Source organism: Rhizobium cerradonense (assembly GCF_030182455.1).
Lineage (GTDB): Bacteria > Pseudomonadota > Alphaproteobacteria > Rhizobiales > Rhizobiaceae > Rhizobium.
Genome location: NZ_JAQJCK010000004.1, coordinates 418,582 through 436,006, shown reverse-complemented (window position 1 = coordinate 436,006; position 17,425 = coordinate 418,582). Strand labels below are relative to the sequence as shown.

Below are 17,425 nucleotides of genomic sequence, written 5' to 3'. Positions count from 1 at the left end.
GCGTTTCAGGCGGATAGAGCAGAAGCTAATTCGGCATGATCCCGGCCAAAGTCGCGATCATGTCCCCTGCTTTCGGAAGGTTGAGATAATGTCTGCTCTCGGAATCAAGACAGCGCGGCTGACAGCGTCGAGATTCGGTGACATTCTCCTCTGGCTGGCGACGGCCTTTCCCTGGATGCTGATGACGGCATTGATCGTGGCTCTGTTGTCGCTGGCGCCTGCGCATGCCGAAGAGGCCGCGTCCGATAGCTGCGGCGGCAAAGATCTGATGGCTGAACTGCAAAAGAGCGACCCCGCCAAATATGCCTCGATCCTCGCCGAGGGTGACAAGGTGGCGAATGGCAAGGGCATCTTCTGGAAGATCGAAAAGTCCGGCCTAAAACCCTCCTGGCTGCTCGGCACCATGCATGTCAGCGACGCGCGCGTGGTGACCATGCCGAAGGGCGCAGCCGAAGCAAGTGCCGGGGCGGATACGATCGTCGTCGAATCCGATGAAATCCTCGACGACAAGAAGGCGATGGCAGCTCTCTTCGGCAATCCGTCTTTGATGATGCTGACCGACGGCTCGACCATTAGCCAGCATCTGTCGCCGGAAGAGAATGCCAAGCTGGAAGCGGGCCTGAAACAGCGCGGCGTGTCGCTCGCCACCGTCGCCCACATGCAACCTTGGTTGATTTCGAGCTCTTTCGAAATGACCGGCTGTGAAGTCCGCCGCAAGACGGCCGGCATGAAATTCCTCGATCAGAAGCTTGCGAGCGACGCGATCGCTAGCGGCAAACAGGTGAAGGGGCTGGAAACACTGGCCGAACAGGCCAAGGCCATGAGCGATCTGCCGATCGAACTTCACGTGAAATCGCTGATCCAGACGCTGGAACTCGGCGACAAGATCAACGACGTCAACGAAACCATGACCGATCTCTATCTCGCCGGCAATATCGGCGCGATCGTCCCGATGCTGAAGAACATCGTGCCGGATCAGAACCTGTCCGACGATGATACCGCCGCCTTCGAACAGCGCATCATTTTGGACCGCAACAAGGTAATGGCCGAACGCGCCGCGCCGATCCTCGCCAAGGGCAACGCCTTCATCGCCGTCGGCGCACTGCATCTGGTCGGCGATCAGGGTCTGGTGGAACTGCTGCGCAAGCAGGGTTTTACGGTGACGGCGGCGAACTGAGCGCGCCCATTCGTTTGCCGAAGTCAGTCAGCACTGTCTCGACAATCAACCGATGGAACGGCGTGATCACAGCGATATAGATCTGGCCGAGCAAGATTTTCCGTTTCACGAGCGTCGTTATATCGATGAGTCGACGCCCCCGACCATCATCCCGCACATCGATTACGACACGGAAATCAAGGTGCTTGTCGTCGAAGCCGAGAACAACTTGGTTCTCTGATTTGCTGACGATCGGAAAGAAGCCGATTGTTTCCGACGTATTTAGGGAGTGATGTCCCGTAGATTTCAGGCCGAAGACGCTGACGACCGTATCGCGCAGCTTTAGCAGTGACCGCACCCAAAAAGGAAATTTGCCGAACATTGTGCGCGCGGCAGCGACTGCCGTAAAATCCGATTCCTGTACCTGTAGCTCGTAACAATCAGCCCAGTCCGCGCCCGGCAATGCGGGATGCGGCATATTTGGTTTAACCATTACGGGCTTTGCCGGCATTTTGGCGTCTGCTGTTTCACTCTCTGCAAAGTAGCACAGCCAACGTATAGCCAGACATACAAACGACGGCTGCGGCAATTCGCTCACGACAACCCGCAAAAGGAAACGGCGGCCGTCATCACCGCCGCCGCTCACATCAAAGGATACGTCTCTATAATTTACATATGGATCGGCTTGAAGAAGGTCGCGAGCGCGGCTTCCTTTACGGCTTCCGACATGGTCGGATGCGCATGGCAGGTGCGGCCGAGATCTTCCGACGAGCCGCCGAATTCCATCAGCACGGCAATCTCGTGGATCATCTCGCCAGCGCCGAAGCCGACGATGTGGCCGCCGAGAACGCGGTCAGTCTCTTTGTCCGCCAGGATCTTGACGAAACCGTCCGTCGCCAGCATGGCGCGGGCGCGGCCATTGGCGGTGAAGGGGAATTTGCCGACCTTGTAGGCGATGCCCGCGGCCTTCAGCTCTTCCTCGGTCTTGCCGACGGAGGCGACTTCGGGCTGCGTGTAGACCACGCTCGGAATGACATCGTAATTCACATGGCCAGCCTGACCGGCGAGGATTTCGGCAAGCGCCACGCCCTCGTCTTCCGCCTTGTGCGCCAGCATCGGGCCCTTCACCACGTCGCCGATGGCATAGATGCCAGGAACATTGGTCTTGAAATGGCCATCGATTTCGACGCGGCCCCTGACATCGAGGGCAACGCCTGCCTCTTCCAGGCCGAGACCGGCCGTGTAGGGCTTGCGGCCGGTCGACACCAGCACGACATCGGCATCGAGCACCACCTTGTCGCCGCCCTTGACCGGCTCAAAGGTGACCTTGGCGCCGTCGCCGACCTTTTCGACGCCGGTGACCTTGGCGCTGAGATGGAAGTCGATGCCCTGTTTGGCCAGCATGCGCTGGAACTGCTTGGAGACTTCGCCGTCCATGCCGCCGAGAATGGTGTCGAGATATTCGACGACCGTGACCTTGGCGCCGAGGCGCGACCAGACCGAGCCGAGCTCGAGGCCGATGACACCGCCGCCGACGACGATCATGTTGGCCGGCACCTTGTCGAGCGCGATGCCGCCGGTGGACGAAATGATCACCTTCTCATCGATTTCGAGCGACACGCCCGGAATGCCGGCAACGTCGGAGCCGGTGGCGATAACGATGTTCTTGCCCTCGATCTCGGTCACCTTGCCATCCTCGGCCGTGACGGAAACCTTGCCGGTAGCGACGATCTTGCCGGTGCCCTGGAAGGTATCGATCTTGTTCTTCTTGAAGAGGAAAGCGACGCCGTCGGTGTTCGCCTTCACCGTCGCATCCTTGTGCGCCATCATCTTCGAAAGATTGAGCGTCGGTGCTGCGACTTCGACGCCGAGCGCGTCCATGCCATGGCCGGCATGATGGAACATTTCGGAGGCATGCAGCAGCGCCTTGGACGGGATGCAGCCGATGTTGAGGCAGGTGCCGCCGAACGTGGCGCGCTTTTCGATGACTGCCACCTTGAGGCCGAGCTGCGCCGCCTTGATAGCGCAGACATAGCCGCCGGGGCCGGTTCCGATAATGATCACATCGTAGGACATGGTTTTAATTTCCTTGTTTTGTATCTCTGTTAGTCGGTCGCCCGCGCCAATGCGAGGCGGATACCGAAGCCGACAAGTGCCGCTCCAGTGATGCGGTTGAACCATTTGCCGCCGGCGATGAAGCGATCGCGGACCGGCTTGACGGTGAAGAAGACGGAGACGCCGGCAAACCAGGCGACAAGCGCCGTCGCCATGCCTATGCCATAGGAAAACTGAATGAGCGCCGGCGTGTCGTGATGCACGAGCGTCGAAAACAGCGACAGGAAAAACAGCACCGGCTTCGGATTGAGCGCATTGGTGATGAAACCCGTTGCCAGGCAGCGCCAGATGGAAACCGGCTTGCGATCCTCCTCGCCGATCTCGATCTCCTTCACCTTGAAGCCGGGCTCCCGGAAAGACTTGATGCCGAGATAGACGAGATAAAGGACGCCGGCCCATTTGATCAGGCTGAAGAGCATCAGCGATTGCGAGACGATGAGACCGAGGCCGAGAATGGTATAGCTGACGTGGAAAAGCAGAGAGAAGCCCATGCCGAGGCCGGTCATGACGGCCGCGCGGCGGCCATGCACGATGCTCTGGCGCAGGATGACGGCGAAGTCAGCGCCCGGTGCGACGATGAAAATCGAAAACACCGCCATCAGGCCGAGGAATTCCAAGACATATTGCATGATTTCTGCCCTTTCCGATCAGCGGCCGCCGCTCACATCGAGGACGGCGCCCGTTATATAGGATGCCTGGGCTCCCAACAGGTAGAGGATGGCGTCCGCCACCTCTTCCGCGGTCCCCGCCCTCTTCATCGGCAGTTGCGGAGCGATCTCGCGCGCACGGTCTGGCAGGCCTGCCGCCGCGTGGATTTCCGTATCGATAATGCCCGGCCGCACCGCATTGACCCTTATGCCCTCGGCCGCCACCTCGCGCGCCAGGCCGAGCGTGAACGTATCGATCGCGCCCTTGGAAGCCGCATAATCGACATATTGCCCACCGCCACCAAGGGTGGCTGCCACGGAGGAGAGGTTGACGATCGCGCCGCCCTTGCCGCCATGGCGAGTGGACATGCGGCGAACGGCTTCCGCGGCGGCCAGCATCGAGCCGGTGATGTTGATGCGAAACATCCGGTCGAGGCGCTCCGGCGTCATCTCGTCCAGACGCTGCACGCGATCGACGATGCCGGCATTGTTGACGAGACCGTCCAACCGACCGAAATGCTGGTCGACGGTGGAGAAAATGGACCTGATATCCTCGGGCGAGCCGACATCGCCGGCGACCGCAATCGCCTCGCCGCCGGCATCCCTAATCGCGGTGACGACCGCCTCAGCAGCCGCCTTGTTCGAAGCGTAATTGACGGCCACGGCCCAGCCTTGCCGGGCAGCCGCAATCGACACTGCCGCCCCGATGCCGCGGCTGCCGCCGGTGACGAGAAGAACAGGGGATTTGCCAGTCATTCGCCGCATCCTTTCAAGGTCAGGACATCCCAGGGGGCGACGGTCGCTTTGCCTTTGCCCCAGATGGAGGATTCACGGATCGAAGGTCCGAGCGCCGGCAGGAACAGCCGCGCCGCGGCGCCTGCGCCCTCCGCCGGCAAGACACCGATATTGCCCTTCAGGTCAGAGGCGTAGATCATGCCCTGCCAAACAGTGCAGGCGCGGAGATCGGCGCCGGTCACATCGCCTTCCGGGCAGTTGAACATGATCAGGCCGTTGGCGCGCAGTTGATCATCCGAGCGCATCACCACGCCATCCGCCACGATCGGCGTGTTCCGCACAGAGAATTTGAATTTGTTGCTGGTGGCTGCCGCGTCGGAATCGACCGGTTCGAAACGCAGCTCGTAGGCATCGTCCATGTCGCCATAAACAGCCTTTTCCTGTACGCATTCATCCGCAAGCGCCGGCACCGGAATGGCCGCAAACGCCATCATTGCCCAGTGCACGGGGCCTAGTCGTGCCATCCCTCGGTTCGCCAGCATGATCACCCTCCCCCTGGTTCGTGCCGACCGTCTGCATTTTCTGTCACCCCGAAATCCGTAAAGAGGACAAGCGGGCGATCCTTCGCATCGAGGCCCCAGAACACCGGGTAGAAACCATCGCCCCATCCGCTCCAGAACACCGCGACATTGCCGCGCTTGCCGGTCACCGGCCGATGCATGACATATTTGTCGTCATTCGCCTCGATCTCGGGAGCGAGCACATCATCGTAGTAATTGATGTCGGTGGCGGACTTCTGGGTGCGGACCTGCTGCTCCCGTTCCTGGATCAGGGCGTATGTTTCCGCATCCATATAGCAGCCAAGACCGGCATCGACCGGATAGCCGAAGAACTCGTCGTTCTTCAGCGACTTGATATCCTGGCCGGGAATGAGCGCCAGCTCCCAGCGCGCCGGCTTGCCATCGGCAAAGCGCAGGCCGGCCGCGGCAACGCGGCCGAAGGCCTTGTAGATGGACACGGGATAGTTGCCCGGCGCAACGATCCTGACGAAGGCGGGACGATCCGGCCCGACCAGAGGATCGCTGGCGACGATGCGGCCGGACGTCAATTCGACATCGCCCATGTGAAAGACAGTGATCGACCGGGCGGCGAGATCGGCGTCGCTCAGCGACGCCAGATCGAGATTGCTGCTGAGCTTGGCAACGTCGAAATCATCCGCGGCGGCGGAAAATGGCATCCACGCGGCGACGGCGCACAAGAGTCCGCGCATCGTCCGCATGGGCCATTTCGACATGAGCCAGCGCTCCCTTAGAGATCGAGAACCAGACGTTCCGGATCTTCCAGGCTTTCCTTGACGCGCACGAGGAAGGTAACCGCTTCCTTGCCGTCGACGATGCGGTGATCGTAGGAGAGCGCCAGATACATCATCGGGCGGATGACGACCTGGCCGCCGATGGCGACCGGACGCTCCTGGATCTTGTGCATGCCGAGAATGCCCGACTGCGGCGCATTCAGGATCGGCGAGGACATCAGCGAGCCGTAGACGCCGCCGTTGGAGATGGTGAAGGTACCGCCCTGCATGTCGGCCATGGAGAGCTGGCCGTCACGGGCTGCCTTGCCGAGGCGGCCGATTTCCTTCTCGATGCCGGCGATCGACATCTGGTCGGCATCACGCACGATCGGAACCACGAGGCCCTTGTCCGTGCCGACGGCAACGCCGATGTGGCAGTAGTTCTTGTAGATGATGTCGGTGCCGTCGATCTCGGCGTTGACGGCCGGGAGTTCCTTCAGCGCATGCGTGACTGCCTTGGTGAAGAAGCCCATGAAGCCGAGCTTCACGCCATGCTTCTTCTCGAAGATGTCCTTGTACCTGTTGCGCAGGTCCATGACGGCCTTCATGTCCACCTCGTTATAGGTGGTGAGCATGGCGGCGGTGTTCTGCGCATCCTTAAGGCGCTTGGCGATCGTCTGGCGCAGGCGCGTCATCTTCACGCGCTCTTCGCGGCCGGCATCTTCGACGGTGGTCGGGGCTCGGGCGGCAACCGGAGCAGCCGGTGCGGCGGCAGGCGCCGAGGCAGCCTTGGCGACGGCGGCGATGACATCACCCTTCAGGACCTGGCCGCGCTTGCCGCTGCCATCGACCTGATCGGCGGAAAGATTGTTTTCGGCGAGCAGCTTGGCGGCGGCCGGAGCCGCCGGCATGGCGGAAGCCGGTGCGGCGACTGGAGCAGCGGCGACCGGAGCGGGCGCGGCAGCAGCGGTCGGTGCGGCAGCCTGGGCCGGAGCAACCGCAGCACCGTTGCCGGCGGAGATCTGGCCGAGCAGCGCGCCGAGGCCTACGGTTTCGCCGGCCTGGGCAACGATTTCGGAAAGCGTGCCGGCCGAAGGCGCAGGGACTTCGATCGTCACCTTGTCGGTTTCGAGTTCGAGAAGCGGCTCATCAGCCTTGATGGCATCGCCGACCTTCTTGAACCAAGTACCGACGGTCGCTTCGCTGACGGATTCGCCGAGGGTAGGAACGCGGATTTCAGTGGCCATTGTTCAGATCCTGATTTTTCGTCGTTATGACTTAGATAGAATTACCGGCGACGGACGGCCGGAGAATGATCGAGGGCATCGGCGAGATTTCGATGCGGAAACCGAGCCCGGCGAGAAGGACGGGATCGGCATCGCCAAGCGCCTTGGCGGCATCGGCGTCTTCCACGTCGAGGACAGCCATGCCGAAAGCACCATCGGCCGCGAAAACCGGACCGACGATAACAGCCGTTCCGGCACTTGCATGATCGCGCCAATAAGCGGCGTGTTTCTGCATGGCGGCCATCTCCTCCCCTGTGGCGTCATGCGGGAAGCTGGGGCGCGGCGGCACAAGTTTCAGATGAAAATAGGCCATCGCGCACCCCCTTTCCGGCTCATGCCTTAACCGCCGAGCGCATCCTCAAGGAATGCAGCGAGCTGCGCCAGATGCTTGGACATCAGGCCCGTCGCCGGCGAGGCGGCGGCCGGACGGCCGGTGTAGCGAACCCGCTGGTACTTGGCGTCGATATGGGCAAGCACCCATTCCAGATACGGATCGATGAAGGACCATGCGCCCATGTTCTTCGGCTCTTCCTGGCACCAGACCATCTCCGCATTGCGGAAGCGGCTGAGCTCGTTGATGAGCGCCTTGGCCGGGAACGGATAGAGCTGTTCGATACGCAGCAGGTAGATATCGTCGATGCCGCGCTTCTCGCGCTCTTCCAGCAGGTCGTAATAGACCTTGCCCGAGCAGATGACGACGCGACGAATCTTGGCGTCCTTCTGCAGCTTGATCGGGCCGTCCTTGATCACTTCCGCATCGTCCCAGAGCAGGCGATGGAAGGAGGTTTCCCCCGCCATCTCCGCTAGGCCCGATACCGCACGCTTATGGCGCAGCAGCGACTTTGGCGTCATCAGGATCAGCGGCTTGCGGAAGTCACGCTTCAACTGGCGACGCAGGATATGGAAGTAGTTCGCCGGCGTCGTGACGTTGGCGACCTGCATGTTGTCTTCGGCACAGAGCTGCAGATAGCGTTCCAGGCGGGCCGAAGAGTGTTCCGGACCCTGACCTTCATAGCCATGCGGCAGCAGGCAGACGAGGCCGGACATGCGCAGCCACTTGCGTTCGCCCGACGAGATGAACTGGTCGAACACGACCTGCGCACCGTTGGCGAAGTCGCCGAACTGCGCTTCCCACAGCGTCAGCGCATTCGGACGGGCCAGCGAATAGCCGTATTCGAAGCCGAGAACCGCCTCTTCCGACAGCATCGAGTTGATGACTTCGTAGCGGGCCTGGGTCGGCGACAGGTTGGCGAGCGGGATGTAGCGATCTTCGGTTTCCTGATCGTAGAGAACCGAATGACGCTGCGAGAACGTGCCGCGCTCGCAATCCTGACCGGACAGACGGATCTTGTGGCCTTCGACCACGAGCGAGCCGAAAGCGAGCGCTTCCGCCATTGCCCAGTCGATGCCTTCGCCTGTCTGGACCATGCCAGCACGGTTTTCCATGAAGCGCTGGATGGTTCGGTGCGCATGAAAGCCGGCCGGAATTTCCGACAGCTTGCGGCCGATATCCTTCAGCGTCTTCATCGGCACCGCAGTCTTGCCGCGACGCTGCTCGTCTGCATTGTCGGCCGTATGCAGGCCCGACCATTCGCCGTCCAGCCAGTCGGCCTTGTTCGGCTTGTAGGACTGGCCGGCCTCGAACTCCTGTTCGAGATGGGCGCGCCAGTCGGCCTTCATCTTCTCGACTTCGCCTTCGCTCAGCACGCCTTCGGCAACCAGCCGCTCGGAATAGAGCTGCAGCACCGTCTTGTGGGCGCGAATGACCTTGTACATCTTCGGCTGCGTGAAGGACGGCTCGTCGCCTTCATTGTGGCCGTAGCGGCGATAGCAGAACAGGTCGACCACAACAGGCTTGTGGAACTTCATGCGGAATTCGGTCGCGATCTTCGCCGCATAGACCACCGCTTCCGGATCATCGCCGTTGACGTGGAAGATCGGCGCTTCGATCATCTTGGCAACGTCGGACGGATAGGGCGACGAACGCGAGAAGGCCGGATTGGTGGTGAAGCCGATCTGGTTGTTGATGATGACGTGCATCGTGCCGGCGACGCGGTGGCCGCGCAGACCGGAAAGCCCGAGGATTTCAGCCACGACGCCCTGACCGGCGAAAGCCGCGTCGCCGTGGATCAGCAACGGCACGACCTTGGCGCGTTCGGAGAGCGGAATGATATCGCCGTCCCAGAGAGTGGCGCTCATATCCTGCTTGGCGCGGACCTTGCCCATGACGACCGGATTGACGATTTCCAGATGCGACGGGTTGGCTGTCAGCGAAACGTGCACCTTGGTGCCGTCGAAATCGCGGTCCGAAGAGGCGCCGAGATGGTACTTGACGTCGCCCGAGCCTTCGACCTCGTCCGGCGCGTAGGAGCCGCCCTTGAACTCATGGAAGATGGCGCGGTGCGGCTTGCCCATGACCTGGGAAAGCACGTTGAGACGGCCGCGATGGGCCATGCCGAACACGGCTTCCTTGAGGCCGAGCTGGCTGCCGCTCTTCAGAATCTGCTCCAGTGCCGGGATGAGCGATTCGCCGCCATCGAGGCCGAAACGCTTCGTGCCCTTGAACTTGACGTCAAGGAACTGCTCGTAGCCCTCGGATTCGATCACTTTCTGCAGGATCGCCTTCTTGCGCTCCGCGCTGAAGGCGATGCCCTTGTCGACGCCCTCGATGCGTTCCTGAATCCAGGCCTTCTCCTCCGGATTGGAGATATGCATGAATTCGACGCCGAGCGTCGAGCAGTAGGTGCGCTCGAGGATTTCCATCATCTCGCGCACGCTCGCATATTCGAGGCCGAGCACGTTATCGATGAAGATCTTGCGGTCGAGGTCGGCCTCGGTGAAGCCATAGGCTTCCGGCGACAGCTCCTTGTAGTCTTCGACCGCAGCGGCGATACCCAGCGGGTCGAGCTTGGCGTGCAGGTGGCCGCGCATGCGATAGGCGCGGATCATCATGATGGCGCGGACAGAATCGCGCGTCGCCTGCAGAATGTCGGCGGTGTCCGTCGGCTTACCTGCGGCTTCGGCCTTGGCCTTCACCTTGGTCTCGATCGCCTTCTCGACGATGCCCCAGTTGCCGTCGAGCGCGGAGACGAGCTCGCCGTTTGCCTGGATCGGCCAGTTCTTGCGCTGCCAGGAGGCGCCCTTGGCCGCCTTCTTCACATCGTCAGGACTGTCTTCCAGTGCCTTGAAGAACGACCGCCATTCGTCGGAGACCGACGATGGGTCTTCCTCGAAGCGCGCATAAAGCTGCTCGATATAAGCAGCGTTGGCGCCGTCCAGGAACGAGGTGATCTGAAATTGCTCGTTGGCTTCTTGCCTTGCCATGGTGATATGCGGACGCTCTCGTCCGCCTCCCGACTTGTTTGCTTTGCCGGCTTATGGAAATCCGGCGACCATATTTCGTCCGCGATCCCTTGGGATCACGTATCTGCTTTTACGAATTCGAAGGCCGGACGGGCTGGCGACTGCCGCTTCCCGTCCGGGTCTTGCAATAGGTAGGATCAGCCCTTCAGGACTTCTACCAGCGTCTTGCCGAGACGCGCCGGCGACGGCGACACGCGGATGCCTGCCGATTCCATCGCTGCGATCTTGTCTTCCGCGCCGCCCTTGCCGCCAGAAATTACGGCGCCGGCATGGCCCATCGTGCGGCCGGGAGGTGCCGTGCGGCCGGCGATGAAGCCGACCATCGGCTTCTTGCGGCCCTTCTTGGCTTCGTCCTTGAGGAACTGCGCGGCGTCTTCTTCCGCCGAGCCGCCGATTTCGCCGATCATGATGATCGACTTGGTTTCGTCGTCGGCGAGGAACATTTCCAGGACGTCGATGAATTCGGTGCCCTTGACCGGGTCGCCGCCGATGCCGACAGCCGTCGTCTGGCCGAGGCCTTCATTGGTGGTCTGGAACACGGCTTCGTAGGTCAGCGTGCCGGAACGCGAGAGAACGCCGACCGAGCCCTTCTTGAAGATGGAGCCCGGCATGATGCCGATCTTGCATTCGTTCGGGGTCAGGACGCCGGGGCAGTTCGGCCCGATCAGGCGCGACTTCGACTTGATGAGACGGTCCTTGACCTTGACCATGTCGGCGACCGGAATGCCTTCCGTGATGCAGACGATCAGCGGGATCTCGGCTTCGATCGCTTCGAGGATCGCGGCCGCAGCGCCAGCCGGCGGCACGTAGATGACCGAAGCGTTGGCGCCGGTTGCTTCCTTGCCTTCGGCGACGGACTTGAAGATCGGCAGCTTTTCGCCGTCCTTGCCGGCCCAGGTTTCACCGCCCTTGGAAGGGTGGATACCGCCGACCATCTTCGTGCCGTGATAGGCAAGCGCCTGTTCAGTGTGGAAAGTACCGGTCTTGCCGGTCAGGCCCTGAACCAGGACCTTGGTGTCTTTGTTGATGAGAATAGACATGCGAGGCCTTTGTTACGAGAGGTTGGAAGACGCGGAGGCGACGCGACGATAGATGCCGCTGACGACCTCCTGCCATGTATCGCTGCCGGCGGGCGAGAAAGTGACGCCCATGCGGTAGCAGTCTTCATTTTCGAACTGGAAGAGAGTGCGTTGTTGACCGCGCGGCGAGACCTTGGTCAGGACAAGCTTGTCGTCGATCCACTCGCCGGAAGCCGGCGCGGCGGGCACGAAGCCGACCGTATCGAACTGATAGAGCTTGTAGGCCTGATCCGCAGCGTCGAAGCCGAGAATGTTCCGGGCTTCGAACGATGTGCTGCCGTCCCGTGTCTGCACGTAGCGCTGTTCGACGAAAAATCCGCCGAACAGACACTCGGCCGTGAGCTGCGCGGTTGCCTTTCCTTCCTTCGTCCAGGCCGAGGCCGCGACATGCTCTTCCCCTTCCCAGATGCCGGCGAAGGCACCGAGGCGAAGATGAGCAGCCGTTGGAGCGAAGGAAGCAGCCATCCCGATCAGCCCTTGACTGCCTTCACGATCTTCTGGGCGGCATCGTCCAGGTCATCAGCGGAGATGACGTTGAGACCGGATTCGTTGATGATCTTTTTGCCGAGCTCGACATTCGTGCCTTCGAGGCGAACGACGAGCGGAACCTTCAGACCGACTTCCTTGACGGCTGCGAGCACGCCATCGGCGATGACATCGCACTTCATGATGCCGCCGAAGATGTTGACGAGGATGCCTTCGACAGCCGGGTCGGCGGTGATGATCTTGAAGGCCGCGGTGACCTTTTCCTTGGTAGCGCCGCCGCCGACATCGAGGAAGTTCGCCGGCTCTGCGCCGTAGAGCTTGATGATGTCCATGGTCGCCATGGCAAGGCCGGCGCCGTTGACCATGCAGCCGATGTTGCCGTCGAGGGCGACATAGGCGAGGTCATACTTGTGCGCTTCGATTTCCTTGGCGTCCTCTTCGGTCGTGTCGCGAAGCGCAACGATGTCCTCGTGGCGGAACAGCGCATTGCCGTCGAAGGATACCTTGGCGTCGAGGACGCGCAGATTGCCGTTGGTCATGACGATCAGCGGGTTGACTTCGAGCAGGGCCATGTCCTTTTCGACGAAGGCCTTGTAGAGGATCGGGAAGAGCTTGGCAGCGTCTTCACGGGCAGCGCCTTCGAGCTTCAGCGCGTCGGACAGGGCAGCCGAGTTGGCAGCCGTAACGCCGGTCGACGGGTCGATGGCGACGGTGATGATCTTTTCCGGCGTGTCGTGTGCAACGGTTTCGATGTCCATGCCGCCTTCGGTCGAAACGACGAAGGCAACCTTGCCGACCGAGCGGTCGACCAGGATCGAGAGATACAGTTCGCGGTCGATATCGGCGCCGTCTTCGATGTAGAGGCGGTTGACCTGCTTGCCGGCCGGGCCGGTCTGCTTGGTCACCAGCGTGTGGCCGAGCATTTCCTTGGCATTGGCAACGACGTCCTCGATCGACTTGGCGAGGCGAACACCGCCCTTGGCGTCGGGGCCGAGTTCCTTGAACTTGCCCTTACCGCGACCGCCGGCATGGATCTGGCTCTTGACGACATAAAGCGGGCCCGGAAGCTGCTTTGCGGCGGCTTCGGCTTCATCGGCGGAGAAAATGGCAACGCCGTCCGCGACGGGTGCGCCATAGGTCTTCAGCAGAGCCTTGGCCTGATATTCATGAATGTTCATGGATTTATCCCTATTGGAACGCGGAAATTACTTCAGCGACGGCGCGATGACGGCGCAGGCTTCGCAGAGGCCGGCAACGGCTGCGACAGACTTGTCGAAGGCTTCTTTTTCGGCCTTGTTCAGGTCGATCTCGATCACGCGCTCGATGCCGCCGGCACCGATGACGGTGGGAACGCCGACATACATGTCCTTCACGCCGTACTGGCCGGAGAGGTAGGCAGCGCAAGGCAGGACGCGCTTCTTGTCCTTGAGGTAGGATTCGGCCATCGCGATGGCGGAAGCAGCCGGAGCGTAGTAGGCCGAGCCGGTCTTCAGGAGGCCAACGATCTCGGCGCCGCCGTCACGGGTGCGCTGGATGATTTCTTCGAGGCGTTCCTTGGTGACCCAGCCCATGGTGACGAGGTCGGTCAGCGGAATGCCGGCAACGGTGGAGTAACGGGCGAGCGGCACCATCGAGTCGCCGTGTCCGCCGAGAACGAAAGCGGTGACGTCTTCGACGGAGACGTTGAATTCCTGGGAGAGGAAGAGGCGGAAGCGCGACGAGTCGAGCACGCCAGCCATGCCGACGACCTTGTTGGTCGGCAGGCCCGAGAACTTCTGCAGAGCCCAGACCATGGCGTCAAGCGGATTGGTGATGCAGATCACGAAAGCGTCCGGGGCATATTTCTTGATGCCGGCGCCGACCTGTTCCATGACCTTGAGGTTGATGCCGAGAAGATCGTCGCGGCTCATGCCCGGCTTGCGGGGAACGCCGGCGGTGACGATGCAGACGTCAGCGCCTTCGATCGCGGAATAGTCGCTGGCGCCGGTGAGGTTGGCGTCGAAGCCTTCGACAGGAGAAGACTGGGCGATGTCGAGACCCTTGCCCTGGGGAATGCCGTCCGCGATGTCGAACAGGACGATGTCGCCCAGTTCTTTCAGGCCGGCGAGATGCGCCAGCGTGCCACCAATCATGCCAGAACCAATAAGTGCGATCTTGTTGCGCGCCATTTCGGTGTATCCTTTGCGATCAAAATCCGTGGCGGGACACCTTGCAAGGCATCCACCATTGCCGCCAATCGCATAGACCCAAAGGTCGAAATTGGCAATTGATTATTTTTGGATCAGGTATTTCAATCGGTTAGATCGAAAATGTCTTACGTAAACGTAAGACATTTTGTCACCAAAACGTTACTCGGCGGCGCGTTTTGCCTGAGTCTGGGCAAGATATTCCGTGCTGCGCATTTCGAAAAGCCGCGATGCGGTGCGGTCGAACTCGAAGCCTTCCGTGCCGCGTTTTTCGATCAGAAGCTCCTCCGGCATCGCCTCGGCCGAAACGTAAAGCCGGATGGCATGATCGTAAAGCGTGTCGATGAGAATGATGAAGCGCTTGGTCTGGTTGCGCTTTTCCGGTCCGAGCTTCGGAACGCGGTCGAGAAATATCGTGTCGAACCGATTGGCGATGGCCAGGAAATCGGCTGCGCCCAGCGGCGCTTCACAGAGATCGGCGAACGAGAAGCGCGCCGCGCGATCGACGGCGAGCGGCACATGGATGGAACGCCCCTTCATCGGAATGTCTGACGGCTGTGCCTTGCGTCCGTGCAGCACCTGCACCCACGACGCATCCATTGCCATATCGGTGCGATCGTTGATCGGGGTCAGATAGACCGGCTGGCTATTCAGCTTCTCCATGCGGTAATCCGTTGGCGAGTCCAGCGTGACGACATCGACATGGCGTTTCAAAAGATCGATGAAAGGCAGGAACAGGCCGCGATTGAGGCCATCGCGATAGAGATTGTCCGGCTCGACATTCGATGTGGCAACCAAGACGCAGCCGAGCGAAAACAATTCGGAAAACAGCCGCGACAGGATCATCGCATCGGCAATGTCGGTCACGGTGAATTCATCGAAGCAAAGCAGCTCCGCCTGACCATAAAGGTCGGCTGCGACCGGCGGTACCGGATCGGCCTGCTTCGTCTCGCCATTCTTGAACTTCAGCCGGTGAGCGGCGATGCGGTTGTGCACATCCGCCATGAACTCATGGAAATGCGCCCGGCGTTTCTTGCTGCAGGGCGCCATGTTGAAGAACATGTCCATCAGCATGGTCTTGCCGCGCCCGACACTGCCATGGATGTAGAGGCCGCGGACGATCCCCGTCGGCCTCTTGCGCGCGGCAAACATCCAGCCAAGCGCGCTCGATTTGGTCGCCGGTCGCTTCCGCTTGAGATCGGCAAGCACGCGATCGAGGGATTTTGCGACATCCATCTGCGCCGAATCCACCTGAAGCGATCCGGAAGCCGTCAGCGTCTTTAGATGTTCGACAACGCTGATGGAATAGTCGGGCATGGGCTGCATGGGGAAATACCCGCCTGTGCAAGGAGGAAGCGGCTGGACGGCCCAGCCGCTTCAAAAGAGCTTATCGGCTGAGGCTGAGCGGCTGGCCGGATGCCGTGGAACCGTCGAAGCGCGAAGCGGCCGTCTTGTAGAGCGAGCCGATCTGGCTGCCGTCACGATTCTTGAGGATGACCTGCTTGCCGGACACTTCCCAGGAACCCATCGTCGTCAGCTCGCCCGCGCAACCGCGCGTACCGCCGCGCGAACCGCTGCCGAGATTGGTGAGCGTCAGGAACATGTCGCAGCTCGCGCCGCCATTGCTGACCTTCCAGCTACCGACCATGGATTCCTTGGTCACGTCCTGCGCGGAAGCGGCCATCGCCTGCTGTTGCTGCTGGTTGGCAGCATTCGGCGTATTCGTCGGCGCTGCCGGAAACTGCGAGGCGCCACCGGTGGTCGGCGGAAGCTGGCTGGATTGGACGGAAGGAACGGGTTGAGCCTGCAATGGCGCGGCAGAATATTCGTCGTTGTATGCTGTGCGCTGGCAACCGGCAAGCGACAGACCTATCGCCGCAGCCGTCGCTGCATATCTCAATTGCATCATCATACTCCTAATTGTCCACCATCGAGGTTTGCACTGGCGCTTAGTTAGGTTGGGATTATCTTATTTCACTTTGGTTAATCAAGTCGCTACGGGGCACAAATCGCTGGAGGGCATAGCTCCGCAAGAATCCGGTCATTTCAAGGCTTAACCAGACAAACCTCATCCGACGAGTTCCTGCAGGTCCGCGTCCTGGCGAAGTTTGCTGGAGAAATCGTAACAACATGCAAGCGAGGCCGATAAAAATTCCGTGAGCTGCAGCGGCGGCATCCGCCTCTTCACCGAGAGCGGCCTACAGAATGATCCCGCTCCGATCCGATGTGGTCGAAGCGGTAATCATGGCGGTCAGGCTATTCCCGCCGCAACAGGGACGAACGGTCGGCGGCGGTCAGATCCGCCGCTCGACCATCATCTTCTTGATTTCGGCGATCGCCTTGGCCGGGTTCAGACCCTTGGGGCAGGTCTGGGCGCAGTTCATGATCGTGTGGCAGCGATAGAGGCGGAACGGATCTTCGAGATTATCAAGACGCTCGCCCTTTGCTTCGTCACGGCTGTCGATCAGCCAGCGATAGGCCTGCAGAAGAACGGCCGGGCCGAGATAACGGTCGCCGTTCCACCAATAGCTCGGACAGGAGGTCGAGCAGCAGGCGCAGAGAATGCATTCGTAGAGGCCGTCGAGCTTCAGACGATCCTCGTGGCTCTGCTTCCACTCCTTCGCCGGCGGCGGCGACACCGTCTTCAGCCAGGGCTCGATCGAGCGATGCTGGGCGTAGAAGTTCGTCAGATCCGGCACGAGATCTTTGACGACGGGCATATGCGGCAGCGGATAGATTTTCACCGTGCCCTTGATCTCGTCCAAACCTTTGGTGCAGGCGAGCGTATTGGTGCCATCGATGTTCATCGCGCAGGAGCCGCAAATGCCTTCGCGACAGGAGCGGCGCAGCGTCAGCGTCGGATCGATCTTGTTCTTGATGTAGAGCAGACCGTCGAGCACCATCGGGCCGCAATCGTCGACATCGATGTAATAAGTGTCGATGCTCGGGTTCAGGCCGTCATCCGGGCTCCAGCGATAGACACGGAATTCGCGGGTGTTCGTGGCACCGGCCGGCTTCGGCCAGACCTTGCCTTCACGCATCTGAGAGTTCTTGGGGAGAGCGAGTTCAACCATGGTCAGT

At 61.0% G+C, this 17,425-nt stretch carries 17 protein-coding genes; 1 reads left to right on the top strand and 16 read right to left on the bottom strand.

The genetic code is table 11. The features are described 5' to 3' along the window. Positions 1-85: 85 nt before the first annotated feature. Positions 86-1,177 (top strand): TraB/GumN family protein, encoded by a 1,092-nt coding sequence (locus PH547_RS12760; protein WP_104825244.1) that lies wholly within the window; start codon positions 86-88, stop codon positions 1,175-1,177. On the opposite strand, the gene PH547_RS12755 is transcribed toward PH547_RS12760, so the two are convergent. From PH547_RS12755 to PH547_RS12680, 16 genes are all read right to left on the bottom strand, one after another. Then, complete coding sequence (locus PH547_RS12755) at positions 1,155-1,802, bottom strand: DUF2867 domain-containing protein (protein ID WP_311319434.1); 648 nt, start codon at positions 1,800-1,802, stop codon at positions 1,155-1,157. The genes PH547_RS12760 and PH547_RS12755 overlap by 23 nt on opposite strands. A 23-nt stretch (positions 1,803-1,825) precedes the next feature. Continuing rightward, entirely contained in the window at positions 1,826-3,232 is a 1,407-nt protein-coding gene (gene lpdA, locus PH547_RS12750; RefSeq protein WP_104824593.1) for a dihydrolipoyl dehydrogenase, read from the bottom strand. 29 nt (positions 3,233-3,261) lie between these two features. Beyond that, the gene (locus PH547_RS12745; protein ID WP_104824594.1) at positions 3,262-3,900 is read right to left on the bottom strand and encodes a LysE family translocator; all 639 of its coding nucleotides are present in this window, start codon (positions 3,898-3,900) and stop codon (positions 3,262-3,264) included. Positions 3,901-3,918: 18 nt separating this feature from the next. Then, on the bottom strand, positions 3,919-4,674 hold the full coding sequence (locus PH547_RS12740; protein WP_104824595.1) for an SDR family oxidoreductase: 756 nt from the start codon (positions 4,672-4,674) through the stop codon (positions 3,919-3,921). After that, positions 4,671-5,177: a hypothetical protein gene (locus PH547_RS12735; protein ID WP_104825245.1), complete on the bottom strand. Its 507-nt coding sequence runs from the start codon at positions 5,175-5,177 to the stop codon at positions 4,671-4,673. Before PH547_RS12735 ends, PH547_RS12740 begins: the two co-directional genes overlap by 4 nt. Before the next feature lie 20 nt (positions 5,178-5,197). Beyond that, positions 5,198-5,947, bottom strand: coding sequence for a DUF4241 domain-containing protein (locus tag PH547_RS12730; RefSeq protein ID WP_104824596.1), 750 nt, complete (start codon positions 5,945-5,947; stop codon positions 5,198-5,200). A gap of 14 nt (positions 5,948-5,961) precedes the next feature. Further along, positions 5,962-7,191 (bottom strand): 2-oxoglutarate dehydrogenase complex dihydrolipoyllysine-residue succinyltransferase, encoded by a 1,230-nt coding sequence (gene odhB, locus PH547_RS12725; RefSeq protein ID WP_104824597.1) that lies wholly within the window; start codon positions 7,189-7,191, stop codon positions 5,962-5,964. A 31-nt stretch (positions 7,192-7,222) separates the two neighbouring features. Continuing rightward, positions 7,223-7,543 (bottom strand): YciI family protein, encoded by a 321-nt coding sequence (locus tag PH547_RS12720; protein ID WP_104824598.1) that lies wholly within the window; start codon positions 7,541-7,543, stop codon positions 7,223-7,225. Positions 7,544-7,569: 26 nt separating this feature from the next. After that, entirely contained in the window at positions 7,570-10,554 is a 2,985-nt protein-coding gene (locus PH547_RS12715) for a 2-oxoglutarate dehydrogenase E1 component (RefSeq protein WP_104824599.1), read from the bottom strand. A 176-nt stretch (positions 10,555-10,730) separates the two neighbouring features. Then, positions 10,731-11,633: a succinate--CoA ligase subunit alpha gene (gene sucD / locus PH547_RS12710; RefSeq protein ID WP_104824600.1), complete on the bottom strand. Its 903-nt coding sequence runs from the start codon at positions 11,631-11,633 to the stop codon at positions 10,731-10,733. A gap of 12 nt (positions 11,634-11,645) precedes the next feature. After that, the gene (locus PH547_RS12705) at positions 11,646-12,137 is read right to left on the bottom strand and encodes a DUF1579 family protein (protein WP_104824601.1); all 492 of its coding nucleotides are present in this window, start codon (positions 12,135-12,137) and stop codon (positions 11,646-11,648) included. Positions 12,138-12,142: 5 nt separating this feature from the next. Beyond that, positions 12,143-13,336, bottom strand: coding sequence for an ADP-forming succinate--CoA ligase subunit beta (gene sucC / locus PH547_RS12700; RefSeq protein WP_104824602.1), 1,194 nt, complete (start codon positions 13,334-13,336; stop codon positions 12,143-12,145). A 27-nt stretch (positions 13,337-13,363) separates the two neighbouring features. Continuing rightward, positions 13,364-14,326 carry a malate dehydrogenase gene (mdh, locus tag PH547_RS12695; RefSeq protein ID WP_104824603.1) on the bottom strand — a complete coding sequence of 321 codons (963 nt, stop codon included), beginning with the start codon at positions 14,324-14,326 and terminating at the stop codon, positions 13,364-13,366. A 180-nt stretch (positions 14,327-14,506) separates the two neighbouring features. Continuing rightward, the gene (gene zapE / locus PH547_RS12690; RefSeq protein ID WP_104824604.1) at positions 14,507-15,670 is read right to left on the bottom strand and encodes a cell division protein ZapE; all 1,164 of its coding nucleotides are present in this window, start codon (positions 15,668-15,670) and stop codon (positions 14,507-14,509) included. A 61-nt stretch (positions 15,671-15,731) separates the two neighbouring features. Further along, complete coding sequence (locus PH547_RS12685) at positions 15,732-16,250, bottom strand: protease inhibitor Inh/omp19 family protein (RefSeq protein WP_104824605.1); 519 nt, start codon at positions 16,248-16,250, stop codon at positions 15,732-15,734. Between the two features lie 388 nt (positions 16,251-16,638). Next, a complete protein-coding gene (locus tag PH547_RS12680; RefSeq protein ID WP_107109594.1) occupies positions 16,639-17,418 on the bottom strand; it encodes a succinate dehydrogenase iron-sulfur subunit in 780 nt (259 codons plus the stop codon). Positions 17,419-17,425 lie beyond the last annotated feature (7 nt).